Source organism: Candidatus Eisenbacteria bacterium (genome assembly GCA_016235265.1).
Classification (GTDB): Bacteria; Eisenbacteria; RBG-16-71-46; order RBG-16-71-46; family JACRLI01; genus JACRLI01.
In genome coordinates, this window is sequence record JACRLI010000030.1 from 39,044 (window position 1) to 64,146 (window position 25,103).

The 25,103-nt window shown below is 71.0% G+C and carries 13 protein-coding genes; 4 read left to right on the forward strand and 9 right to left on the reverse strand.

All coding sequences use genetic code 11. The features are described 5' to 3' along the window. Positions 1-6: 6 nt before the first annotated feature. Positions 7-201: a hypothetical protein gene (locus tag HZB25_14335; protein MBI5838411.1), complete on the reverse strand. Its 195-nt coding sequence runs from the start codon at positions 199-201 to the stop codon at positions 7-9. Between the two features lie 1,081 nt (positions 202-1,282). Here HZB25_14335 and HZB25_14340 point away from each other — a divergent pair. The 3 genes from HZB25_14340 to HZB25_14350 all read left to right on the forward strand — a co-directional run bounded on the left by HZB25_14340 (position 1,283) and on the right by HZB25_14350 (position 2,310). Beyond that, entirely contained in the window at positions 1,283-1,705 is a 423-nt protein-coding gene (locus HZB25_14340; protein ID MBI5838412.1) for a hypothetical protein, read from the forward strand. Between the two features lie 26 nt (positions 1,706-1,731). After that, on the forward strand, positions 1,732-1,926 hold the full coding sequence (locus HZB25_14345; protein ID MBI5838413.1) for a hypothetical protein: 195 nt from the start codon (positions 1,732-1,734) through the stop codon (positions 1,924-1,926). Positions 1,927-2,022: 96 nt separating this feature from the next. Further along, complete coding sequence (locus tag HZB25_14350) at positions 2,023-2,310, forward strand: hypothetical protein (protein MBI5838414.1); 288 nt, start codon at positions 2,023-2,025, stop codon at positions 2,308-2,310. Positions 2,311-2,424: 114 nt separating this feature from the next. On the opposite strand, the gene HZB25_14355 is transcribed toward HZB25_14350, so the two are convergent. From HZB25_14355 to HZB25_14370, 4 genes are all read right to left on the reverse strand, one after another. Then, positions 2,425-3,489, reverse strand: coding sequence for a BON domain-containing protein (locus HZB25_14355; GenBank protein ID MBI5838415.1), 1,065 nt, complete (start codon positions 3,487-3,489; stop codon positions 2,425-2,427). Positions 3,490-3,882: 393 nt separating this feature from the next. Further along, positions 3,883-8,073, reverse strand: a complete 4,191-nt coding sequence (locus tag HZB25_14360; protein MBI5838416.1) for a T9SS type A sorting domain-containing protein — start codon at positions 8,071-8,073, stop codon at positions 3,883-3,885. Between the two features lie 257 nt (positions 8,074-8,330). Beyond that, positions 8,331-9,527, reverse strand: a complete 1,197-nt coding sequence (locus HZB25_14365; GenBank protein MBI5838417.1) for a PP2C family protein-serine/threonine phosphatase — start codon at positions 9,525-9,527, stop codon at positions 8,331-8,333. Between the two features lie 28 nt (positions 9,528-9,555). Continuing rightward, entirely contained in the window at positions 9,556-13,284 is a 3,729-nt protein-coding gene (locus HZB25_14370; GenBank protein MBI5838418.1) for an alpha-amylase, read from the reverse strand. Between the two features lie 485 nt (positions 13,285-13,769). Between HZB25_14370 and HZB25_14375 the strand changes: the two genes are divergently transcribed. Continuing rightward, positions 13,770-15,107 carry a cytochrome C gene (locus HZB25_14375; protein MBI5838419.1) on the forward strand — a complete coding sequence of 446 codons (1,338 nt, stop codon included), beginning with the start codon at positions 13,770-13,772 and terminating at the stop codon, positions 15,105-15,107. Between the two features lie 184 nt (positions 15,108-15,291). Here the strand turns inward: HZB25_14375 and HZB25_14380 are convergent, their stop codons facing one another. Genes HZB25_14380 through HZB25_14395 form a run of 4 tightly spaced genes read right to left on the reverse strand, consistent with a single transcriptional unit; the run spans position 15,292 to position 25,101 of the window. After that, complete coding sequence (locus HZB25_14380; protein MBI5838420.1) at positions 15,292-17,013, reverse strand: hypothetical protein; 1,722 nt, start codon at positions 17,011-17,013, stop codon at positions 15,292-15,294. Then, positions 17,010-21,797 carry a hypothetical protein gene (locus tag HZB25_14385; protein MBI5838421.1) on the reverse strand — a complete coding sequence of 1,596 codons (4,788 nt, stop codon included), beginning with the start codon at positions 21,795-21,797 and terminating at the stop codon, positions 17,010-17,012. Before HZB25_14385 ends, HZB25_14380 begins: the two co-directional genes overlap by 4 nt. Continuing rightward, positions 21,794-23,626 carry a hypothetical protein gene (locus HZB25_14390; GenBank protein ID MBI5838422.1) on the reverse strand — a complete coding sequence of 611 codons (1,833 nt, stop codon included), beginning with the start codon at positions 23,624-23,626 and terminating at the stop codon, positions 21,794-21,796. The genes HZB25_14385 and HZB25_14390 overlap by 4 nt, the downstream gene beginning before the upstream one ends. Further along, positions 23,623-25,101 carry an NAD(P)-binding domain-containing protein gene (locus tag HZB25_14395; GenBank protein MBI5838423.1) on the reverse strand — a complete coding sequence of 493 codons (1,479 nt, stop codon included), beginning with the start codon at positions 25,099-25,101 and terminating at the stop codon, positions 23,623-23,625. The genes HZB25_14390 and HZB25_14395 overlap by 4 nt, the downstream gene beginning before the upstream one ends. Between the last annotated feature and the right edge of the window lie 2 nt (positions 25,102-25,103).

Genomic DNA, 25,103 nt, shown 5'->3' on the forward strand with positions numbered 1-25,103 from the left:
GCCCGATTAGTGCCGACCCAAGCCGAAGTTGCCGAAGCCGGAGATCAGGCCGAACGCGCTGAGAAGCCACACCAGCACCAGGATCACCACCACGGCGTTGAGGATTGTCTTGATCGAGGACGCCATCGGGATGTAGGTGTTCACCAACCAGAGCAACACCCCGACGACGACGAGGACCAGGAGCAGTTGAACGATGGGCATGACGCCCCCCTTTCTGTCTCACGTCCCGGACACTACCTGCTGGGGCAAGTATTGTCAATACATGCCCGAGCAGCTACAGAGACAACCATCGCCCGGGGGTCCCCACCTTCCGTAGCCGGTAACCGGCCAGTTGGAGCCACGCCCCAACCACCTATCCCAACACGACTTGCCCATGAGTCCGGTGGTCATCCCCGCTCCGTCGCAGCCCCCGGGACGCGCGCTCTGATAGATGCCCGGGCAGGTATTGACAATACTTGCCCCTGCAGGTAGTCTGCGGAGATTGAAGCGGATCCCAGAGAGTCCACGAAGCTCGCCGATCGGGTTTGACGGAGGCGGCGGCGCGGCCGAGGAGTCCAGGACGTCTCAGCTGCGCCGCCCGCCATCCAGATCCCCGTGAGGCAAGTCCAGCTGGAAGGACATCTTCAAGGAGGTGGCGATCATGAATCGCAACAGCATCCCCGGGCTGCTCGTCCTCATCGGGTCGATGGCAGCCCTCCAACTGTCCGGGGGAGTCGCATGCTCCCAGGACAGCACCCAGGCACAGCCCCCCGCGTCCAAGCCCGCGGAGCAGCGAGCGGAGCAGCGAGCGGAGCAGCGCGCTCCCAGGAAGGACCCCGAAGCGGTGAAGCCCGTCCAACAGAGGGCGGAGAACCGGTCGCCGAAGAAAAACCCCGAGGCGGCCCGAACGGAACAGCGGCCACAGCGGCTCCAGCCGCAGCCGCAGGACGGCATGCCCGGCGCGCGCCGCCTGCCGCCGGGCACCCGCCCGCAGCCGACACCGGCGCCCGCCGAGCCGGGCGCTCGGCCGCAGCAGCAGCCCTCGCCGGCACCTGCCACCCCGGCAGGAGTGGCCCGCACCAACGTCCAGCCGCCACAGCCGCCGGGCTGGCAGCCGCGCCGCGCGGTACCCGCGCCGCCGTCCCCCGCTCCGGTCCGGGTCGGCCGCACCAACGTCCAGCCGCCGCAGCCGCCGGATTGGCAGGCGCGCCGCGCCGTACCCGCACCGTCGTCCCCCGGCCCGGTTCGGGCGGGACGCACCTACGTCCAGCCACCGCAGCCGCCGGGCTGGCAGCCGCGGCGCGTGTCCCCGGACTACCGCGGGTACACCTATCGCCGGCCGGACAACCTCCAGAGAGGCTGGCGGCCGCAGGCGTTCTACTGGCAGCCGTCCGCCTGGGCCACGCCGTCCTGGGGCCCCCGGGTCGAGTGGTCCAACAACTGGCACATGGGAAGATCCGGAAGTCGCTGGCAGTCGATGACATTCAGGCCCAACCGCCACGCCCGGGCCATCTCGATCCGGTTCGACAACTACGTGGTCCTGGACCGGGCGACCCTGTGGTTTTCCAGCGGCGACATGCAGGAGGTAAACTTCGGGCGCCAGGGCTGTGAGCCCGGGGAGTACAGTCTGATCGACGTGGACGGACCGTGGCGCATACGGAAGCTCAACCTGAGGGCCCGCACGCCGTACGGTCCGACCGACGTGACACTGCGCTACTTCCGGTAGGCCGCGCCCGGCAGGGGGCAGCAATCGTGAATCGTAGTCTGCGGAGAACGGGGCTCACTGCGGGGCTGCTGCTGCTGGCCGCCATCGCCGTTTCCGGCTGCGAGAAGGCCGGGCCCTCGGCTCCCCACCTGAAGCTGGGCCGGGACTTGTCCGCGGCGCGCGCCGCCTTCAACGCCGACTCCGGAAAGGTGCGCATCCTGCTGCTGCTCTCCCCCACCTGACACGTATGTCTGGGGGGGGCCTCCCAGGTTGCGTCTCATCTCTTCAATCCGACTCCGGACCCGCGACTGCGGGGCCAGTTGTTCTGGCTGGGTGGGATGTGGATCTCGAAACGCGACATCCGCTCCGCGAGCGGGCGCCTGCTCGATCCGCGCGTGACACACTACTGGGACTCGCGCCGGGCCATGGCGAAGGCCTTCCGTCGCACGCTGAAGCTGGACCAGGATGCCTGGGACGTGTACCTGATCTACGGACCCCGTGCCCGCTGGACCGATCCCGATCCTCCGCCCCCGGATTACTGGATGCAGATGCTGGGCGTGCCGCAGGCGCCGGTCTTTGACGCGGCGGAATTCGCGGCGAGGGCGAGGGCGGAATTGGAGCACTGACGGCGCGGCGGAACGTCCCGCGGCCGGGGCAGAAATGCAACAGGGGTGGCAAGGCCCGGGGGCAAGGCCTCGCCACCCCGTCGCGTCGGGGAATCTCTCTTCGGGGAATCTCTCTCAGGAAACCGCCTTGACGGTCAGCTCGCTGCGGACGGAGCGCACCCCGGCCGTGCCTCGCGCCAGGACGGTGGCGTCCAGAACATCCAGCTCGTGGGCCACGCTACCGGTCAGGCGCACCACTCCATTCTTCACCTGGACGTCCACGCCCTTCAGTCGCCCGTTCGCCTTGTAGGACCTGCCGAGGGAGGCCTCCAGCTGGTCGTCCCCATGGTCCACTTGGGCCTTCCGCGACGGCGCGACCACTTCCAGCTGGTTCTTGACTTCGCGAACCCCACCCACCTGCCGGGCCTCGGCTCCGGCCGCGTCGCGCGAGGCCTCCGAGGGGACGACGCCGAAGAGCGTGACCACGTGGTCGTCGGTGTCCACGTTGATCTCACCCGCCGGAGTCTGGTCGTTGGCCATCAGGCGCAGCTTGGTCTTGAGAGTGATCCAGTTGTCGGAAATCCCCGTGCCCGAGAGCGTGTCCGGGTTGGCCGGCGCGCTCCCGTGACTCCAGAGTTCCAGGTCGCCGGCGCTGTCGGGACCCTTGATGTCGCTGGCCACCTGGTGGACTCCGGCCGTGCCGCGCGCGATGCGGATCGCCTGGAGCTGGTCCGAGAGGGTGGTCGCTGTGCCGGAGAGCACCACCGTGCCCGCGCTGACTCCCTTCACCTGGATGTGACTGTCCGCAAGGGTCGCGTCGGCGCCCAGGGAAGCCTCCAGCTGCTTGCGGATTTCATCGTCGGATCGCTTCACCATGGCTTCGGCCGTGGGGTTCGTGGCGATTTGGAGCAGGTTGCGGACCAGGGTCACGCCCGAGACCCCGCGGGCAATCTCCCCGGCGCGCGTCCGCTGCGCCCGGGTGTCCACGCGCCCGAACAGGGTGACCCGGCCGCGCAGGGCGTCCACGTGGATGTCCATGCCATCGACTCCGCGCGAGGTAAGCAGCGCGGCCTTGGTCTTGAGCGTGATCCAGGAGTCGTTCGGCTCCTCCCCTGTCCGGGTGCTGGCCCCGGAAGGGTTGACGCTGGCGGCAACCAGCCCGGCGAGGAAGAGAGAGGCTAAGAGGGCTTTGGGGCTCATGCGGAAGGTCCTTTCAGTGGTCTGTCACTGTGAAGAACCGTCGGGAACGCCCCGGCGCGGGCGACGCTGTCCGGCGATATGCGGGAGTCTCGCTCACGCCGGGTGCGGGACCGGCGGATGCCGCGCTCCAGGAGGCCCGGGGCAGGTGCGGTGAGCGGGGTGGCGGGCGGTCTCGGGGCAGTCCTGCGAGTTCGGGACCGTGCCTCTAGCCGGAACCATACATGCAGGGGCAAGTATTGTCAATACTTGCTCGAGCCGCGACGAATGGACCGGCGGGGCCGGCCGGCTGCGGGCGCCCCCATGCAAAACGGCCCCCCGGAACCGCCTCCGGGGGGCCGTCAACTCTCGGGATCGCCAACGCCCGCGAGGCGGGCGTAAATGCCTGCACTGCCCCTACCCCACCCGCACCAACCGCCCGGTCTTCGTCCCCCACTGCGTCTGCAGCCGCAGGAAGTACATCCCGGCGCCGGCCCTCGAGCCGGCGGTGGTGCGGCCGTCCCAGGTCCAGGAGTGCGGGCCGGCCGGGAAGGGCTCGTCCACGCGCCGTACCACCCGCCCGCCCACGTCCATCACCTCGAGCACCGCGCGGCCGCCCTCGGGCAGGGAGAAGCGCAGCGTCACGGACCCGGTGCTGGGGTTGGGACGCGACGGGTAGAGCGCCAGGACCCGCGGGCCACCTCCCACACCCACGATGACTCCGGATGTGAAAGCCACGTCAATGGTGTGGTTGGCGGTTACGTTGGTGAAGGTGTAGGCGGTGTCCGGACCCACACTCACTCCATCCACCAGCACGTCTGCCACCACGTAGGCCGGGGCGGGCGTGATGGAGAAGTGCTGACTTCCCCCCACGTTCACCGACACCGCGCCACTCGGCGTGATGCTCCCGTTGGAGCCCGCGGTGGCGGTGATGGTGTAGCTGGGCACCTTGAACTCGGCCACGGCGAAGTCCCCCCAACCCGTGAGGCCGGTGGCCTGGGTGCTGGTGGCGGTGCGCGCGCCGATGGCCGTGGGGTTCCAGCCACCGCTGTAGCGGCGGACCAGGAACGCGGCCGTGCTGGCCCCGCCATCCACGTCGCCGGCCGGGTACGCCAGCGTGACGTCGTAGCCGGTGAAGCTGGGCGTGCCGGTGGGCGTAAGCGACCACCAGCGGTTGACGGACTTGGCCGGGTCGAGGTCGGAGGCGGCCAGGCTCGGGTGGTCCGGGGTGGCGCAGGTGGCCGCCAGGTCGAAGACGCCGCTGTTGCCGCTCATGGTGACCGTCGCGGGCGAGTAACGGAGCGCATCGCCCACGTCGAATCTCACGGTGGGCGCGCCGGCGGCCATGCTCCGGTGCAGGTTGCCCACCACCCATCCCGTGGACTGCGCCGCGCCGGACACGCTGCCGGTGGAGCCCATGGTCAGCGCGCTGCCCCCCGTGGTGAGGTTGCCCAGCGCGAACATCAACCCGCCGCTCAGCGTGACGTTGCTCAGCAGGGATACGCCGCTGGCGTTGTTCACCGCGATGTTCGACGTGGCGCTGGTGTTGAGGGTGCCCTGCACCAGGATCGCCTGCGGCGCGGTGCCACCCAGCGCGAGCGTGAGCGCGCCGGCGGGGCTGAACGTGAGCGTGGCGCCACTCCGGACCACCACGTTGCCCTTGAGCGTGCCGCCACCGGTGAGGCTGCCCAGGTTCAGCGTGCCCGCGGACACGATCAGGCTGTCCATGATCCAGGCGTTGGAGCCGGTCGGCGCCAGGCTGGCGGCGGCGTTGTTCAGCTCGAAGTCGGCGTAGGTGCGGCCGGAGACCGACGGCGTGAGCGAGCCGTCCATGCGGAAGCGGCTGCCGTGCTGGAACACCGTCACGGCGTTGGGCGCGCTGGCGCCGAACGGGTTGGCGCCGGCGGACTGGATCATCAGCGAGCCGGACTGGAACACCGCCGAGTTGAGCGCTCCCGGCGCGACCCCGGTGCCGAAGAAGTTGCCGCTGAAGCCGGTGCCCAGCGTGAGCACCGCGCCCGACTGGAAGCTGAGGCCGCTGGCGCTGCCCACGATCATGCGGTGTGCCGCGCCGCCGACGGTCACCGCACCCCGTACAGTCCCCGTCGTGCCCGCGCTCAGTTGCAGCGTCAGCGCGCTGGTGCCGTTCAGCAACAGCGCGGATCCCGCCGCCACGTCCAGCGCCAGGCCGGAGGCCCCGCTGAGGGCCAGCGTGACCGCGGCGGAGGGCTGCAGCGCCACGGAGCTGTTGTTGGAGAGCTGCAGCTGGCCGATGGTCTGCGCCGGCACGCCGGTCACGGTCACCATCCCGCCGCCGTTGAAGATCAGCACGTCGTCGGTGGCCGGCGTGGTGCGCGTGGGCGTCCAGTTGGTGGCCGTGCCGTAGGCCGCGGTGCCGGCCTGGTTCCACACGTAGGCGTGCTGCGAGAAGGTGGCGGTGATGTTCTTGTTGCCGTCAATCAGCACATTGAGCGGGTTGGTGGCCCCGCTGGCGTCCCCGCTCCAGCCGGCGAACACCCAGCCGACCGTCGGATTGGCGGTGAGCTGGACCGTGCTGCCACCCAGGTAGTCGGGCTGGTCGGGGCTCTTCGCCACCGTGCCGCCGCCCACCGTGGTGATGTTCACGGTGTAGCTGGAGGGATCGAACGAGGCGCTGATGGTCTGGTCGGCGTGCACCGCCGGAAAGGTGTAGTCCGTCACGGCGCCCACCGAGCCGCCGTTCACCAGCACGTCCGCCACGTGGTAGCCGGCAGAGGGCGTGATGGCAAAGGAAGGCGTGGCGCCGTCGCCCACGCCGATGGCGCCGCCGGGCGAGATGCTGCCGTTGGCGCCGGCGGTGGCGGTCACGGTCCATCCGGTCAGCGCGAAGTTGGCGTGGCTGGAATCGCGGCCCGCATTGCCCGCGCCGTCGTGCGCCGTTACGCGCACCCGTGCGGTGGCCGTGGGAAGCCCGGCGACGGTCCACGCGTGGCTGCCGCTGTTGGCGATCCCGCTGGCGATGACGGTGGGGAACGTGGCCCCGCCGTTGGACGAGTACGCCAGGTCCACCGAGGTCACGCCCACGTTGTCCGTGGCGGTCCAGGTGATGTTCTGCGAGGAGCCGATGGCCCAGCTCTCCCCGCCCACCGGGGCGGTGACCGTCACCACCGGGGCCTGCGTGTCCGAGGTGTTCACCGCGAAGGACACCGAGATGGTCTGGTTGGCGTGCACCGGCGCGAAGGTGTAGCCCGCCGCCGCGCCCTCGGAGATCCCGTTCACCAGCACGTCCGCCACGTGATAGCCGGCGACCGGCGTCATGGTGAAGGTGGGGCTGGCGCCGTCCGCCACGCCGATGGTGCCGCTGGGCGCGATGCTGCCGTTGGCGCCCGCGCTGGCGGTGATGGTCCAGCCGGCGATGGTGAAGTTGGCGTGGCTCGAATCGGAGCCCACGTGGCCGGCCGCGTCATGCGCGATGGCGCGCACGCGGGCCGTGGCCGAGGGCAGCCCGCCAAGGGTCCAGGAGTAACTGCCGCTGTTGGCCAGGCCGGTGGCGATGACATTCGGGAAGGTGGCGCCGCCGTCCACCGAGTAGGCCAGGTCCACCGAGGTCACGCCCACGGCGTCGGTGGCGGTCCAGGTGATGTTGTGCGCGGAACCGAGGGCCCAGCTTTCGCCGCCCACCGGGGAGGTGATGGTGACCACCGGGGGAATGGTGTCGCCGGCGCCCGCGTCGCGGCGCGTGACCCAGATGGCCGCGTTCATGAACACCGAGCTGTCGGTGGTGCCGGCCTCGGTCCATCCGGTGAAGAGCGTGTTGCCGGGCTGGCCCGTGCCGTCGTCCATGGGGCTGCTGTCGCCGACGAAGACGATGCGTCCATTGCCGTACACCGAGCTGGCCACCATCGCCTGGGTGGTGCCGGCCTGCGAGGCGCCGTTCATCCAGACGTTGCCGCGCACCGTGGGATTGGTCGCCGGGTACAGGGTGAAGGTGTTGCCGGCGTGGAAGGACAGGTTGCTCACCGTGCCAAACGGTCCGTGGATGATGGAGTCCGTGGGTGAGCTGGACACGTTGGTCGAGACCTGGCTGATGCTGTTGCTGGGATCGCCGGTCACGCCCCAGTGCACGCCCAGGACGTGGCCCGGGTCCAGGGCGTTGTACACCCGCGGCGAGTCCCAGCCGTCGCTGTCGCGGTCCGAGGAGTTGTGGTCGCCCACCGCCACGATGCCGCCCCCGTTGCGCAGGAACGCGAAGATCGCGGTTGTCTCCGCCGCGGAGAATGGGTTCTGCGGCTCGGGGATGATGAACACGTCGTAGTTGGAGAGGTCGTGGGGGTTGGCCATGTTGCCGTAGGTGATGCCATAGGCCGAGGTGAGCGTGGCCACCGTATAGCCGCGCTTGACCATCGCCACGCCCCACGCGGAGATGCCGCCGAGCCAGTAGTTCTCGGCCGTGCCCGCGGTGATGCCAGTCTGCGCCGGCGCCGGAACGGGCATGTCCGTGTCGATGATCCAGTCGGACTGGCCGGCGGTCTCGCTCTTGGTGAAGTCGAACAGGGCCTTCTTGGGCGCCGCCAGGGCGGGCGCGGAGATCAGCAGGACGAGCAGCAGCACGGAGATGACCGGACGCATGGATACCCTTTCCCGGATGGCGGAGCGCGATGTTGGTCTGGGGGCAAGTGCGGCGGTCGCGAACCGGGGATGGCTCCCACGGCCTGCCAGCGGGCGTCCGACGCGATGGTCCTCGTGATCGAGACAATTATATCATGCGCGGCCGGGGAACGGCCACGGGAATGGGGGCGGGGATGGGGACGAGAACGGGGACAGGATTACGCGTCGCGCGGGTGGGGCTGCCGGTTCAGGCCCGCTCCGCCCCGTCCGCGCCGGCGCTATTCCGGAATTCTCAGCGCCATCACCGTAATGTCGTCCCCCGGCTCCACCTCCCCCAGGAAGGCGTTGAGCCCGCCCAGGGTGCGGTCCACGATTCCGCGGGCCGACAGGTCCGGCGGCAGCCCGGCCAGCAGCGAAATGAGCCGCTCATCGCCGAACATCTCCCCCGCGGCGTTCTCCGCCTCGGTGACGCCGTCGGTGAAGAACACCAGCCGGTCCCCGGGCCGCAGGGTCACGCTGCCCTCCGCGTAGCCCAGGCCCTCGAAGGCCCCCACCACCGTGCCGCCCTCCTCCAGGGTCTCGCGCGCGCCCGAAGAGCGCAGCAGCAGCGGCGGGTTGTGCCCGGCGTTGGTGTAGCGCAGCGCGAGCGTGCGCTTGTCCAGGTGGGCCAGGAACATGGTCACGAACTTCCCGGTGGAGCCGGCGCCGGTGGCCAGCGCATTCACCGTGCCGGTGATGGCCGCGGTGGATTCCTTGTCGGCGGCCTGGGTGCGCAGCGAAGCCTGCAGCATGGAGCCCAGGAGCGCGGCGGGAAAGCCCTTGCCCGACACGTCGGCGATGGCCAGCAGCAGTCCGTGCTCGCCCGCGGGCATGACGTCGTAGAAGTCCCCGCTGACCTGCCGCGAGGAGATGTTCACCGCGTGGACCTCGAAGCCCGGGCCCGTGGGGAACACGTCCGGCAGGAACGACTGCTGGATGCGGCGGGCGAGCTGCAGCTCGCCGTCCTCGCGCGCCCGCTTCATGGCGTCGAGATAGTACCGGTTCGCCATGACGATCCCCATGAACAGCGTGGTGAAGATCAGGATGAACGCCAGGAACACGCCCAGGCTGCGCAGGGACCCCAGCAGGCGCAGCCCGAAGAAGGCCTCCGACACGAAGGCCGCCAGGAACGCCCCCGCGATGCTCAGGCTGCTGAAGAACGTGATCGTGTGCGCCACCGGCCGGGAGCCGTCGGGCAGCGGCCGGACCACGCGGGGAAACAGCGTGTGTTCCCCGACCCACATGGTCAGCGCGATGGTGTAGGTGAAGACCGCCGAGACGAGCATCAGCCCGGCCAGGTCGCCGGGCTTCCGGCCCAGGAGCAGCCCGAAGAGCAGGCCGAACCCGATCGCGATGAGCGGCGAGCGCCACAGCAGCGTGATCAGCCCGCGCACCGCGGAGCGGCGCGCGCTGGGGGTCCGGCGTTGGAGGCCCATGGGCGGGGAGTGTAGCAGATGGATGCGGTCAGGGCTTGGCGGACGCCTCGAGCAGCACATCCACCCGGTAGCCGCCCGCCTCGGCCGCGCTCCGCCGTTCCTCGACCTGGCGCTCGATGTCGCGCACCGCGGCGGCATCCGGAGCGCCCGCCGCGGCAACGTCCAGCAGCGCCCGCAGCGCCATCCACCACAGCAGCCGCTCGAAGGGCTCCTGGACCAGGTACTGCTCCCCCTCGTGCTCGTGCACGCCCACGGCCCACGCCGCGTTGGGATCGCGCAGCCAGCCGAAGGGGGATCCGGTTGGAGCCGGGCGCGGGCCCGCGTACGGCGCCCACTCGGCGTGCGTGAACGCCGCGCGCACCCGCGCCGCCACGCGCCAGCGTTCCTCGCCCTCGACGCCCAGCGCGCCCAGTGCGTCGGCCAGCGGCTCCTGCAGGCGCATGGCGTCGAAGAGCGCCGAGGCGGCGGCGTCCGCGTGCACGGGATCCTGGTATCCGCCGAGGGCTTCCAGCGCGCACCACGCGAGCACCGTGGCCCAGGTCGCCGCGGCGTGATCCGGTGGAGCCGGCGCGGACGTGGGGGCGGACGCGGTCGCGGGCGCCGCCGCAGGCGACACCTCCGGCGCCACACGGCCGGCCGGCGAGGGCGCCACCCCGGGCCTGGCCCCCGGCGCCACGCTTCGCACTGCCGCCGGCAGGACCTCGCGCGCCGCCTCCGGCCACGGCCCGGAGAACAACTTCTCGAGTGCGGGGACGCGCACCGCGGCTTCAAGGCGCGCGCGTAGCGCCGAACAGGCTGATTCCAGCCCGCCCCGCCATTCGCGCGACGCCCCCAGGCCCACCGCCTGCCCGGCCTGCCCGGACGCGAAATGGCGCCCGGCCTCGAGGAACCTGCGCGTGCGGCGCACGGCCCTTTCCACGAGCGGCTCGAAGGCCGAGGGGGCGGCCGGGGCCGCGTCGGACCCCCCCGCCTTCGCAGCCGGCGCCGCAGCTTCCGCACCCTTCCCCGCACCCGCCTGCGCCAGCCCCCTCGCCAGCGCGGGCTCCAGCAGCGAACGCAGCGCGTCGTGGACCGGCTGCAGCTCCAGCTTGCGCAGCGCGTCGTCCAGGCTGGGCACGCCGTGGCCGGCCAGCATGTGGCTCAGCGCGCCCCACGGGCGCCCGCCGTCGTCGGGGATGTCGCGCCAGTCCAGGAGCACCCGGCAGGCGTAGCCGTCGAGCTTCAGGTGCATGCCGCGCTCGGCGAGGTCGCGGGCGCGGTGCACGTACTCGAGGCCGCTGCGCGCGTCGCGGAAGGCCACCAGGCCGCCCGGATCGGCGCCCAGCCCGAAGGCCTCCCCCAGGCTCCTCTGTCGGAGGATCCGCGAGCCGTCGGGGGCCTTGGTGGCGTAGGCGCACGATACGCGGATCCAGCCTCGGGTGCCGGCGTGGCGGTTGTTGTAGACCACCAGGCCGCGCTCTTCGCCGCGCCGGTTGGAGTAGGCGTACACGTCCTCGTTCACGTGGCCGGCGTCGGTGTAGAAGTCGTACAGCAGGAAGTCCTGCGCGTCGGCGAACAGCGGCCGGCGGTGCAGCAGCGGGAAGATCTCGCGCTCGTGACGCCCCACCAGCCACGGATCGGGCTGCTCGTCGTAGTAGGCGCGGCGGTACTCCATGCCGTACTTCTCGGTGAGCCCTTCGATCTGGCCGTGTCCGAACATCGGCAGGCCGGGCAGCGTGATCATCAGGGTGCACACGCCGAAGTACTTGTCGCCCTTGCCGAACTGATCCACGGATGTCCGCTCGTCGGGGTTGCTCATGAAGTTGACGAAGCGCTTGAGCACCTCGGGGTCGAACTCGAGCGTGTTCTTCATGACGCTGCGGTAGTTGGCGTTCTCCTCGTCGCGCAGCATGTTCATGAAGGCGCTGTTGTAGACGCGGTGCATCCCCAGGGTGCGCACGAAGTAGCCTTCCATGAGCCAGAAGGCCTCGGCCAGCAGCAGCGTGTTGGGGGCCTCCGCGGCTACGCGATCCACCACCTCGCGCCAGAACTCTGCGGGCATGGCGGCGTTGAATTCCGCGCGGGTCAGCCCGTGCTCGGCGCGCGTGGGAATGGCCCCGCCGGAGCCTGGCTCGGGGAACCACAGCCTCTGGTAGTGGCGCTTGGTGAGCGTCATCGCCGCGTCGAAGCGGATGATGGGAAACTGCCGCGCCACGTGCAGGATCGTCTGGATCACCGCCTCGCGCACTTCCGGGTTGAGGTAGTCCAGCTGGGCGGTGTCGTTCCACGGCATCGCGGTGCCGTCGTTGCCGTGGTAGAAGTAGCGCGTCTCGCCGGTGTGACGGTCCAGCCGCCGGAACACCACCGACGCGTCGGTGCGATCGTAGTAGTGGTCCTCGATCTTGATCTCCACGCGCCCGTCGTTGGAGAGGTCCGGCCCGTTGAAGCTGTACGCCGGGAAGGGCAGGTGGCGAAGCTGCACGAACCACTCGGGGTGGCGGATCACCCACGGCGCGTCAATACCGACATGATTGGGCACCATGTCGCTGGCCAGGCGCAGGCCCCGCGCCGCGGCACGCTCGCGCAGGCCGGCGAAGGCCTCCTCCCCGCCCAGGTCCTGCGCGATCACGTAGTCGTCCAGCGAATACGCCGAGGCCACCGCGTCGGGATTGCCGCACAGGCGCTTGATCCGCTGCGAGGCGCGGCTGCGCTCCCAAACCCCGATCAGCCACAGCGAGTTGATGCCGCGGCGCACCAGTGCATCCAGTTCCTCGTCGGGGACCTGGTCCAGGCGGGTGATGGCCCTGCCGCAGCGGCGCGAGAGCTGGTCCAGCCACACGTACACCGTCTTGGCGATGAGCACCGTGCGCGGCATCCAGTCCAGGTCGCGGCTGAATCGCTCGTATTCGGGGTCCAGCCCCGCGTAGGAAACGACCCAATCGCGCCCCGACGGCCCCAGTCCCGGCGGGGCCCCGCCGAACTGCCGCGCCGGGTGATAGCGCAGGAAGATGGCCAGCTCCTCCTCCTTGAGCACGTCCAGGGCGGTGAGCAGGCGGCGCACGAAGTCGCCCAGCAGCGGCTCCCACTCATCGCGGATGTAGGCCAGCTGGCCCTCCAGCGAGTCGGGCGAGGCCAGCGCGGGCGCACGCAGCAGGTCCACCAGGTTGCGGTCCCCGGGCCCGAACCGCGGGCGGGTGTCGAACCAGGCGCGCAGCGCGCCGGTGATCTCGCGATAGGCGGTGCCGGTGGCCAGTGCGCGGTCGTCGAACAGCTCGGCGAAGGGCCGGAAGGCCGGGTTCAGGTTGGCCAGCCACAGCAACATCATCTCTTCGAGGGCCACCGCGCGGTGCGGCACGCCGCCGGTGGCGCCGGCGAGCCACTCGGAGGCGCGGACCGTGCCGCGATACACCGGCACCACCGGGAACTCATCGGCGAAGGCCAGCAGCGCCCGGTCCAGCGCCTCGCGGCCCAGGCGCGCCTCGAACCACGGCAGCGCGTCGGTGAGGGCGCGGGGGTCGCGCTGCGCCCGGTACAGCGCCACCATGGCGTGCAGCGCCTCGTCAATGAGACCCATGGCGTAGAGCGCCCCGGGGTTGACCGCCAGCTCGGGATGCTGCCGCGCGCCGCGGACCGTGTTGATGCGGTGGGCGAAGTCGCGCGCGGCGTCCACGCCGGCGAAGACCACGTTCCCGCTCAGGACGAACAGGAGCGCGTCGAAGGCATAGCGGTCGCGCGCGGCGCGGGAGACGTGGAACTCGAAGACCGGCTCGGGGGTCATGGGGGCGATACTACCATGTTGCCGTGCCGTCGGCCGGGCCGCCTGCGGCTCGGTGCCCCGGGGTCTTCGAGGCACGCCCTCCGCCGCCGGGTGCCCGCCGGGGTTGTTTCATCCGATGATGGAGCAAACTAGCTCAGCGCATTGAGTAGTCCGCGGGGCCTTCCGTGCGAACCCTCGCGGGAGCAGCGAACCCACAATCCGCCCCGCGGCTCGTAAAAGGTGCGTGCGCATGGCGGGGAGCATGAGTAGCCGGGCTGGTGAGTGGCGCGTGAAGGCGCGGCACCAGAACCACTCAACTCATTGTCCCGCATGGTCTTTCCGGGCCATTCCGTGGACCCAGGCTGCGGGTGCAGCGGGCCCGGCCCCCGGCCCCGCCCGCGGGGCACGTCGCAGCCCGTATGACCTGCGTCATGTTCACGGCCCGAATCACCCGGCAGGATGTTGCGCGAACCCCGGTGCCACCGGTCCCAACACAGGAGGAACGAATGTCCAGGCTGGCCACTACCTTGATCGCGCTCACGGTCCTGCTCCCCGCCGCTGGCGGGAACCCGGCGCGCGCGCAGGCTCCCTCCACCGCGCCCGCGGTCGCACCGGCTCCCGCACCCCCGGTGCCACCACCCAGCGACGCCTGCGTGGACTGTCATTCCCGCAACACCCCCGGCGCCGTGGCCGACTGGAAGCTGAGCAAGCACAGCGCCGCCGGCGTGGGCTGCGCCGAGTGCCATGGGGACGGGCACAGGATCAACAGCGACGCCGCGAAGGCCCTCCTGCCCACGCCCGAGACGTGCGCCCGCTGCCACGCCGGGCGCGTGGAGCAGTTCAAGCACGGCAAGCACGCGGCGGCGTGGACGGTGATGAACGCCATGCCCACCATCCACTGGCAGCCCATGGCGATGATCGACGGCATGAAGGGTTGCGGCGGCTGTCACAAGATCGGGATCAAGAGCGAGGCGGAGGCCAGGAAGCTGGCCACCGAGGGCCGCGGTTTCGGCATGGGCAGCTGCGACGCGTGCCACACGCGCCACACGTTCTCGGTGCAGGAAGCGAGGCGCCCCGAGGCCTGCCAGACGTGCCACATGGGCTTCGACCACCCGCAGTGGGAGATGTACTCCGCCTCCAAGCACGGCGTGCGCAACGCGCTCAAGCAGCAGGGCGCGCTGCCCCCCAGCGCCTCGGCTCCCACCTGCCAGGACTGCCACATGGGCGACGGCAACCACGAGGTGCGCACCGCGTGGGGCTTCCTGGGCGTCCGCCTGCCGCTGCCCGCGGACAAGCAGTGGGCCGCCGACCAGGTCACCATCCTGCAGGGCCTGGGCGTGCTGGACCCGGCCGGCAAGCCCACCGCGCGGCTGGAGGCGGTCAAGGCCGCCGACGTGGCGCGCCTGGACGAAGAGAGCTTCCGGAAGGAGCGCGACAAGATGATGGAGGCCTGCGCGAAGTGCCACTCGCGCACCTTCGCCGCGGAGCAGATGTCCAAGGGCGACGACATGATCCGGGAGGCCGATCACCTGATGGCCGAGGGCATCCGCACCGTGGCCGCCCTCTACAAGGATGGCGCGCTGGCCCAGCCGAAGACCTACGCGGCGGCCTTCCCCGACCTGCTCACCTTCCACGACGCGCCCACGGCGATCGAGCAGAGGCTGTTCGTGATGTTCCTGGAGCACCGCATGCGCACGTTCCAGGGCACGTTCCACGCCAGCCCCGACTACGCGCTGTGGTACGGCTGGAGCGAGATGCGCCGCGACCTGACCGAGATCAAGGAACAGGCGGCACAGCTGCGCCGGGAACATGGCGGGGGCAGGAAGGCGGCGGCGAAGCGATAGTTCGCGTGCACGGCGGGGCGCCGGGTTGCGCGAGGTCCGCGCTTCGCTTGCGCCCGATGCGGGAGCGCCCGCATCCCAGGCACTCCCTCCCCCGATGGGCTGGGCCCGGGTGGCATGGCCACCCGGGCCCTCGCTTCGCTTCGCCCTGGGGGTAGATCCTGCGGCGGCAGCCGCGTCCAGTTCCTCAGTACCTCCAGCTCAGTCCCACCCGCGCCTGCGTGCTCGGCGTCAGGCCCCCGTGATTGCGCTCCACGGACAGGTTCAGGTACCCGCGGCGCATCAGTACCAGGTCCAGGTCGGCGCTTTCCCATCGGGCGTTGTCGTTCACGCCCACCAGCGGGTTCTCGGTGGTGCGCGAGCCGCCGGCGAACTCCAGGTGGCAGCCCATGACGGGGTCCAGGCCCAGGCCGAAGCTGCTGAACCGGGTGATCACGCCGGATCCGCTGGCGCGGCTGTAGCGCGCCCGCAGCGCGCCGTTCACGCGCCCGATGCGGTGGACCTCGGCGCTGGCCGACCCGCTGGTGAAGCGCTCGGCGCCACCGATGGCGCTGGTGCGGACGTCCCCGCCCACCCGCAGGTGCGAAAGTGGCTCAGCCGACACGCCCACCCACCCGCCCTGCCGGTAGCGATCGTCGAACTCGGTCTCCGGAGTCTCGCGGTCCCGGTACAGCCGGACATTGCGCCGGTTGTCGTAGCCGCCGCGCACCGACAGCGCCTGCGACGCGCGCACGTTCACCGTCAGGAACGAGCTGGTGATGGAGAGCACCGACTGGCCCGGCGCGCGGCGCCAGCCGCGGTTGATGTCCACTTCCTGCGCCGCGAACACCGACAGCGCGCGATACATGTACGAGCCCTGCGTGAACAGGAAGTCGCGGTTGGGCATGCCGCCCTGCTGCGAGAACACGACGCCGTTGGCCACCGACCACCGCCGCTCCGCCATCGGGGCCTGGTGCCATTCCACGAACCCGCCGGCCTCCACGATGTCGCTGGAAAGGCCCAGGTGCAGCGGCTCGGGCTGCGCGCCCACGAACACGCCGGTGCCGAAGCGCTCGCCGCGGAACTCCGCCAGCCCGCCGTCGAAGAGGCTGACCGGCGAGAGCGCGGCGGCGCTCTGGCGGCCCAGTGTGACCAGGTAACGCCCCCGGGTGTCGTGCGCGGTGAGGCTGAAGCGGTGGAAGCGGGACAGGTTGTCGCTGGTGGTGGCCCCCGAGACGCGCTGGAAGCTGGTGCGCCGGGCGCGCAGGTCCACCGCCACGTCCACGGGCGCGCCCCACATCTGGGTGCCGTCCAATCGCACGTCGAAACCCAGCTGGCTCAGCTTGCCGCTGCCCTGGGTGTCCACCAGCAGGTAGGCCAGTCCCACGCGGCCCTGCACGCGCGGCAACGTGGCGGACTTCCGGCCGCGCCCCTGCGCCGCGAGCGCCCCGCCCGCCGCCCCCGCGGAGTCGGCGGCCGCCAGGCCGTCCTGCGTCGGGGCCACGGGCCGCGGAGTGAACAGCGCGACGTCCCCGATCGCCACAGGGGTAAGCGTTCGCAGGGTGTCGCACGCGGCGCGGTGCGAGGCCAGGAACGCCACGCGCAGCCACGCCACGCTGCGGGCCTGGCGCACCACGGTGAGCGTGTCCCCCACCGCCAACCCGTCCTTGCTGCCGGCCTCGACGTAGACCGAGGTGCCGGAAAGATAGGTCACCTTCGCGCTGGCCTTGGCGGGCGCGATGGGGGCCGCACCCTTTGCGGCGGCGGGCTTGGCGACCGCGGCACCCTTGGCCGCATGCGCGGGCGGCGCGGCAGCCAGGAGGAGCGCGAACACGAGCGTGGACGCGACCGTGGCCGCGAGCGTGGGCTGGTTCCAGCAGGCACGAACCTCTGCGGAATCGCGGCGGTTCGTCAGGCAGCCGGGCATCATGAGCTCCCCCGCGGGTGGCAGGAGTAGCAGGCGGCGCTGTCGTAGCGATAGCCGGACACACCGGTGTGATGCGAATTGGTGACAGTCTGCGCGTGGCACTTGAAGCAGCTGAACACCGCGAAATTAGTGGCCACGGTGTGACAGTCCGAGCACTGGGCCCATCGGTTCAGGTGCTTCCCGGAGTAGATCGGGAAGTACCGGCTGTCGTGGTTGAACGTGGAGGGCGCCCACGCCGTGGTGTTGTGGCACGAGGTGCAGGTGGTCGGGAACCCGGCCGTCCGGTGGGCCGGGCTGGTGGACGCGTTGTAGTTCGACACGTGGCACGCGTAGCAGTCCTTCGACGGCTTCACCACCCACGGGGTGCCGTGGCACTGCACGCAGGTCGCGGTCACGTGCGACCCGGTGAGCGGGAACGCCGTGGTGGAGTGGCTGAAGCTGCCCCCGCCCCACGAGGTCGGGCTGTGGCACGTGGCGCACGTGGTCGGGATGCCGCTGCTCGCGTGCGGCGGGCTGGTGGTGCCGTCGTAGTCCGCCCGGTGGCACGCGTAGCAGTCGGTGGACGGCGACACCCTCCACGGGGCGCCGTGGCACTGCACGCACGCGGTGGTGGTGTGCGAGCCCACCAGGGTGAAGCCGGTGGTGGCGTGGTTGAATGTCCCGCCCGGCCAGCCGCTGGTGGTATGGCACGTGGAGCACAGCGTCTGGATCCCGCTCAGCGCGTGCGGCGGGGCGGTTGTGGCGTCGTACTTGGACTTGTGGCACGCGAAGCAGTCGGTGGACATGCCCACCTTCCACGGGGTGCCGTGGCACTGCACGCAGGTGTTGGCGGCGTGCGCGCCGGTGAGCGCGAAGCCGGTGCTGGCGTGGTTGAACGTCCCGTCTCCCCAGCTGGTGGTGTTGTGACAGGTGGTGCACGTGGTCGGCAGGCCACCCGCGACGTGCGGCGGGCTCGCGGCGGCGGTGTAGTCCGTCCGGTGGCACGAGTAGCAGTCCGTGGCCATGCCCACCTTCCACGGGCTGCCGTGGCAGGTGGCGCACTGCACCGCGACGTGCGCGCCGGTGAGCGCGAACGGCGTGGTGGAGTGGTTGAACGTGCCCGGCTTCCAGGCCGTCGTGGTGTTGCAGCCGGTGCAGTTGGTCTGGATCGCGCTGGTGGCGTGCGGCGGCGTGGACGTGGCGTCGTACTTGGACTTGTGGCACGAGTAGCAGTCGGTGGACATGCCCACCTTCCACGGGGTGCCGTGGCACTGCACGCAGGTGTTGGCGGCGTGCGCGCCGGTGAGCGCGAAACCGGTGCTGGCGTGGTTGAAGGACCCGTCTCCCCAGCTGGTGGTGTTGTGACAGGTGGTGCACGTGGTCGGCAGGCCACCCGCGACGTGCGGCGGGCTCGCGGCGGCGGTGTAGTCCGCCCGGTGGCACGAGTAGCAGTCCATGGCCATGCCCGTCTTCCACGGCGTGCCGTGGCAGGTGACGCACTGCACCGCGGTGTGCGCCCCGGTGAGCGGGAACGGCGTGCCGGAGTGATTGAAGCCGGTCGGCTTCCACGCCGCGGTGACGTGGCAGCCGGCGCAGTTGGTCTGGATCCCGCTGCTGGCGTGCGGCGGCGCGGCCGTCACGTCGTAGTTGCTCTTGTGGCACGAGTAGCAGTCGGCCGCCGGCTTGGCCGTCCACGGACTGCCGTGGCACTGCGTGCACTGGGTGGCCAGGTGCGCACCGCTCAGCGGGAACGCGGTGGCCTGGTGGTTGAATGACGAGGGCTTCCACGCGGCCGTGCCGTGGCACGAGACGCAGGTGGTGGGGAACCCGCTGCTCACGTGGGCCGGGCTCGCGGTGGCGTCGAAGTCCGGCTTGTGGCACGAGTAGCAGTCGCTGGACATGCCCGTCTTCCACGGCGTCCCGTGGCAGGTGACACAGCCCACGCCCGCGTGCGAGCCGGTCAGCGGGAATGGCGTGGTGGAATGGTTGAAGTTCGACGGCTTCCACGCCGCGGTGGTGTGGCAACCGGCGCAGGCCGTCTGCAGGCCGCTGCTGGCGTGCGGTGGTGTGGCCGTGGCGTCGTAGTTCCCCTTGTGGCACGAGTAGCAGTCGGCCGCCGGCTTGGACACCCATGGCGTGCCGTGACACTGGGTGCACTGAGCGGCCAGGTGCGCCCCGCTCAACGGGAATGCCGTGGCCGCGTGGTTGAAGGTCGAGGGCGTCCAGGAGCCCGTGGTGTGGCACGTGGCGCAGATGGTCGGGAGCCCGCTGGAGGCGTGTGCCGGGCTCTTCGTGGCGTCATAGGTGGTCTTGTGGCACGAGTAGCAGTCCGTGGACATTCCCACCCTCCACGGCGAGCCGTGGCAGGTGGCGCACTGCACCGCGGCGTGCGCCCCGGTGAGGGCGAACGGCGTGGTGGAGTGGTTGAATGTGCCGCCCGCGTAGCTGCTCGTGTTGTGGCACGTCGCGCAGGTGGTCTGGATCCCGCTCGCGGCGTGCGGCGGGCTGGCCGTGCCGTCGTAGTTCGACTTGTGGCACGAGTAGCAGTCCGTGGACATGCCCACCTTCCACGGCGTGCCGTGGCAGGTGGCGCACTCCGTGGCCACGTGCGCCCCGGTGAGCGGGAACGGCGTGGTGGAGTGGTTGAACGTGCCGCCCGCGTAGCTCGCCGTGGTGTGGCAGGAGGTGCAGTTGGTCTGGATGCCGCTGCTGGCGTGTGGCGGCGCCGCCGTGCCGTCGTAATTGGACTTGTGGCACGTGTAACAGTCCTTCGCCGGCCGGGCCACCCACGGGCTGCCGTGGCACTGCGTGCACTGCGTGGCGACGTGCGCCCCGCTCAGCGGGAATGCGGTGGCGGCGTGGTTGAACGCCGAGCCCTTCCAGGCGGTCGTCCCGTGGCACATGACGCAGTTCGTCGGGAAGCCCGAGGCCACGTGGTTGGGGTTGGTGACGCCGTTATAGTCGCTCCGGTGGCACGAGTAGCAATCGGTGGACATGCCCGTCTTCCAGGGCGAGCCGTGACAGTCCGCGCACTGCGCCGCGGTGTGCGCCCCGCTCAGCGGGAAGCGGGTGGACGAGTGGTCGAACGTGGCGGTCAGGAAGCTGGCCGTGGTGTGGCAAGTGGCGCAGGTGGTCTGGATCCCGCTGCTGGCGTGCGGCGGCGTCTTCGTCGCGTCGTAGCGGTTCCGGTGGCACGAGTAGCAGTCCGTGGCCGGGACCGCTTTCCAAGGGCTTCCGTGGCAGTTGGAGCACTGCACCGAGGAGTGCGAGCCGCTGAGCGCGAAGCCGGTGGCAGCGTGGTCGAACGAGCCGTTGCCCCACGCGGTGGTGGTGTGGCAGGTGGCGCAGTTCGTCGGGATCCCGCCCGCGGCGTGCGGCGGGCTCTTGGTGGCCTCGTAGGTGGGCCGGTGGCATGAGTAGCAATCCATGGACATCGAGGTCTTCCACGGGTTGCCGTGACAGTCCACGCACTGCGCCGCCCGGTGCGCGCCCACCAGCGCGAAGCGGGTGGTGGCGTGGTCGAAGGTGCCACTGGCCCACGCGGTGGGCGAGTGACAGGTGGTGCAATTCGTCTGGATGCCGCTGGAGGCGTGCGGCGGCGTCTTGGTGGCGTCGTAGGCCGCCTTGTGGCACGAGAAGCATTCCAGCGAGGGCGCGGGCTTCCACGGGGTTCCGTGGCACTGCGAGCACTGCACCGGCGCGTGCGAGCCCTGGAGCGGGAAGCGTGTCACCGAGTGGTCGAAGGTGGCGCCCGCCCAGGCGGCGGTGGTGTGGCAGGTGGCGCACGTGGTGGGCAGGTTGCCGGTGACGTGCGGCGGGCTGCTGGTGGTCTCGAAGTCCGGCCGGTGGCACGAGTAGCACTCCAGGGACGGGCTCACCTTCCACGGGGCGCCGTGGCACTGCGCGCACTGCGCGGCGCTGTGGCCGCCGCTCAGCGGGAAGCGCGTGCCGGCGTGGTTGAACGTGGCGCCTGCCCAACCGCCGGTGTTGTGGCAGGTGGCGCAGGCGGTGGACAGCCCGGCGGACTGGTGCGGCGGCGTGGCCGTCGCGTCGTACTTCGCCTTGTGGCAGGAGTAGCAGTCGGTGGACGGCGTCACCTTCCACGGGGCGCCGTGGCAGGTGACGCACAGCGCCTGCGAGTGCTGGCCGGTCAGCGCGAACTGGGTGGCGTTGTGGTCGAACTGCGCGGGCTTCCACGCTACGGCGTTGTGGCACTGCAGGCAGTTCGTGGGCAGGCCCGAGACGGCGTGGGCCGGCGCGGTGGTGGCCTGGAAGTCCGCCTTGTGACAGCTGATGCACTCCGCGCGGGCGCCCGCGTAGCGCAGCTGGCCCTGGGCCGCGCCCGGGTGGCAGGACTCGCAATCCACGCCCGCGTGCGCGCCGGCGAGCGGGAAGCGCGTCTGCTGGTGCATGCGCACCATCACGGCGCGGTCGCTGAACGAGCGCGCGGTGTGGCAGCGCGCGCAGTGGGCCCCGAACTCGCCCCGGTGGACATCCTGGTGGCAGGTGGCGCACTGGGTGTTCTGCTTGGCGAACTCCAGCGACTTGTGGCAGGACGTGCAGGTGGCAGAGGCGTGCGCGCCGGTGAGCGCGAATCCCGAGCGCGTGAGCCTGGCGTGGTCGAATTCCTTCCCGATCCGCGCGGGCTTCCACCCCTGCTCCGCGTGACACATCGAGCAGTCGCCCCGGTACTCGCCGTGCGGGTACGGAACCTCCTCTGCGGCGCTCGCCAGCAGCGCGACCGCCACCAGCAGCAGCACCAGGATCCCCGCGGTGCGCGCCGTGCTCGGGACGTCGGGAGACTTCACGGTTGGCCTCCGGGTGAGCGCGACGTCCGGGGGGACGGACGACTGACGATGATGTTCCCGCCGGGGCCCTTCTGAACGGTGTGGCAGTCCTCGCAGCGGGATGGAAGCGGACGGTAGACGGCGATCATCTGGCCCCTGGCCCCGCGGACCTTCCGGTGACATTGCGCGCACGCCACCTTCGCGTGCGCCCCGCCCAGCTTGAAGGCGGCGTCCCGGTCGTGGTCGAAGCGGGCGGCGGGCGCGAAGGCATCGAGCCCGTGACAGGCGTCGCATGCGTCCCCGGCGATCTTCGGCAGGCGCGACTTGCGCCCGGCAAACTGGTCCCCGTGCGGGGTCTGGTGGCAGCCGGCGCACGCGGTGGGTGTGTCGGAGACGAAGATGGCCGGCTCCCGGACGCCCTTGAGCGTGGAGGCCGGGCGCGGCGCCTTGAGATCCGTGTGGCAGCCCAGGCACGGCACCGCACGGTGCGCGCCGTCGAGCGCATAGCCGTAGGCGGTGTGCTCGGCCATGCTCAGCATGGCGGGCACAAACCCCTGCATGGTGTGGCACGCGCGGCAGCCGTCGCGCTGCGCGTGCCGCCCGCCCACCGCGAAACGGCCCTGGTGCGGGTCGGCGTGGCACTCGGTGCACACCGCGTGGCCGGGGCGGATCAGCACCCTGGAGCTCCCCAGGCGCGCCAGGTCCGCCGGCGTCGCGCCGCGCGTGTGGCAACCCGCGCAGGCGGCCTTCAGGTGACGTCCTTCCAGCGGGTAGCTGCTGGCCTGGTGCGCGGCAAGCGGATAGGTCGCCGGCAGCCAGCCCTTCTCATTGTGGCAGCCGGAGCAGTCAGCCGGCTTTCCCGCCAGCAGGCCCTGCCCGCCGTGGGCATCCTTGTGGCAGGACATGCAACGCGCAAACTGCGGCCGCTCCCCCCACGCCGTCTTCCGGTCGTGGCACTTGGCGCACTCCAGTTCCCCGTGCTTGCCCTTGAGCGCGAAGCGGGTGCGGTCGTGGTCGAAGTTGCGCTTGTCCACCTGGTGGAAGCTCTGCGGGTTGTGGCAGCGCGAGCAGTTCCCCGCGAAGCGGCCGGCGTGCGCGTCCTTGTGGCACGGCGCGCAGTCGGCGAAGGCGGCGGTCTTGAAGCGCAGCGAGCCCGCGGGCACCTCGGCCGCCGGGCGGGACGCGGCGCCCCCCCCGGCACCCTTCGCCCCGGTGTGGCAGGATGCGCAGGCGGTGGTGACGTGCTTGCCGGACAGCGCGAACTTGCTCTTCGCGTGGTCGAAGCCGCGGGCCGGCTTCCAGGCGGTCTGCGCGTGGCAGTTCTGGCAGTCGTTGCCCAGGTCGTGGGAGTGCGGGTCCGCGTGGCAGGCGGCGCAGGCGCGCTCCATGCCCAGCCACGAGCGCGCGTGGTCCTTCTGGCGCATCAGCGCCGTGGCGCCGGACTTCTGCAGCCGCGGCACGTGGCACTTGCGGCACTCCAGGCTGTCGTGGCGCCCCTCCAGGACGAAGCCGGCGCGCCGGTGGTCGAACTTCTCGGGAGAACCCTCCTCCCAGCGCACCAGGTCGAAGTCCCGGCCGGCGTGGTCCGGGTGGCACTTGGCACACGCGGTGTTCTGAAGCTTCGCGTGCAGCCCGCGGCCGCGCGCCTTGAGCCACTCGATCTCGGTGTGGCACTCGAGGCACTTGGAGTCCGAAACGCCCGCGCCCTTCTCGTGGCACTTGAAGCAGTTCCCCACCCCTTCCAGCGCACGGTGCGCGTTGCTCAGCGGCCCCGGCGAAATCTGGGACCGCGAGCTGCGCGGGAAGAGAGCCAGGGAGACCAGCGAGACCACGATCAGTGTTCTCCTCATGCTCGTCCGGCTTCCTGCTGCGCGGGTTCCGTCTCGATGGCGATCTCCTTCGTCACGAAGCGAATTCCACAGCGCTGCAGGAAGGGGGATGCCGGTTCGCCGCCGATGCGGATCACCACGTAGTCGTTGGGCAGCAGTCGCGGCCCGTCCACGCACTCCAGGGCCACCACGCCGGGACGGATCTCCGTCACCCGGCTGCCCAGGAGCAGCTCCACGCGCCCCTGGGAGACGGCCTCGTCCAGTTTCACCCGGTTGCGCTCCTTGACCCGCGGGAACTCCTGCCCGCGGTAGGAGAGCGTCACGGTGGCGTCGGGCTGGTTGCCCAGGCCCACCGCCGACTCGATGGCGCTGTCGCCGCCGCCCACCACCAGCATGCGGCAGCCGGCGAACGCCTCCATTTCCACGATGTCGTAGAGCGCCTTCTCCAGTTCCTCGCCGGGCACGCCCATGCGCCGCGGAGTGCCGCGCCGCCCCATGGCCAGCACCACGGCGCGGGCCTGGTACTCGGCGCCGGGCGTGCGCACGCGGAACAGCCCCTGGCCGCGCTCCACGGACTCCACCCGCTCGCCGGTGCGCACCTTGAGGTCAGCCTGCGCGATGATGGTCTCCCACACCCGCAGCAGCTCCTCCTTCGAGGCGTCGGCCACCCACAGCCCGCCGTAGAGCTGCACGCGCGTGGGCTCGGCCAGCAGCAGCTTGCGCCGCGGGTATTTGCGAATGGTGTCGGAGAGCGTGCCCTGCTCCAGGATCACGCAGCGCAGGCCCTGCCGCTTCGCCTCGAGCGCTGCGGAGATGCCCGCGGGGCCCGAGCCGACCACGATCAGGTCGTAGGGGCCCGGCTGGTCCGGGTCCGCGCCCGTGCACGGGCGGCCCGAGGGCGGGCCGGGGCGCCGCGTGGCCAGCGTCCACGCAACGTGCTCCACGGCGATGCGGCCTTCGTTGATGGCGTTCTTGATCAACCCGCGCCCGCCAAGCTCTCCCACCACGTACAGGCCCTGGACGCAGGACTGGAAGTTGGCGTCGAGGTCGGGCACCTCCATGCGCTGCACCGCCGCCCCCACCGCCATCACGATGCCGTTGACCGGGCAGGCGGTGGCGCAGTTGCCATGGCTCCTGCACAGGTCCAGGTCCACGATGGCGCGGTGGTCCACCAGCCGGATCGCACCGGACTCGGGACAGGCGGCCACGCAGGTGCCGCAGCCCACGCACAGGTCGGCGCGCACCACCGGGTGGGGCAGCTCGTCGGATGTCTCCCCGGCGGAGAGGTCCACCGGACGGGCGTTCACCAGGTCGAAGGCCTGCATCGGCACGCCGCAGGAGGGACACGCCGTGATCGCGTGCGGCACGTCCGCGCGGCAGCGCGGACAGGCCCGCACCACCGCCGGCTCCGCGCCGCCCACCGAACGCCGCACGTGCCACCACGCGAAGAGCGTGGTGAGCGCGACGAACGCCAGCGTGGTCACGAGCATGTTCATGG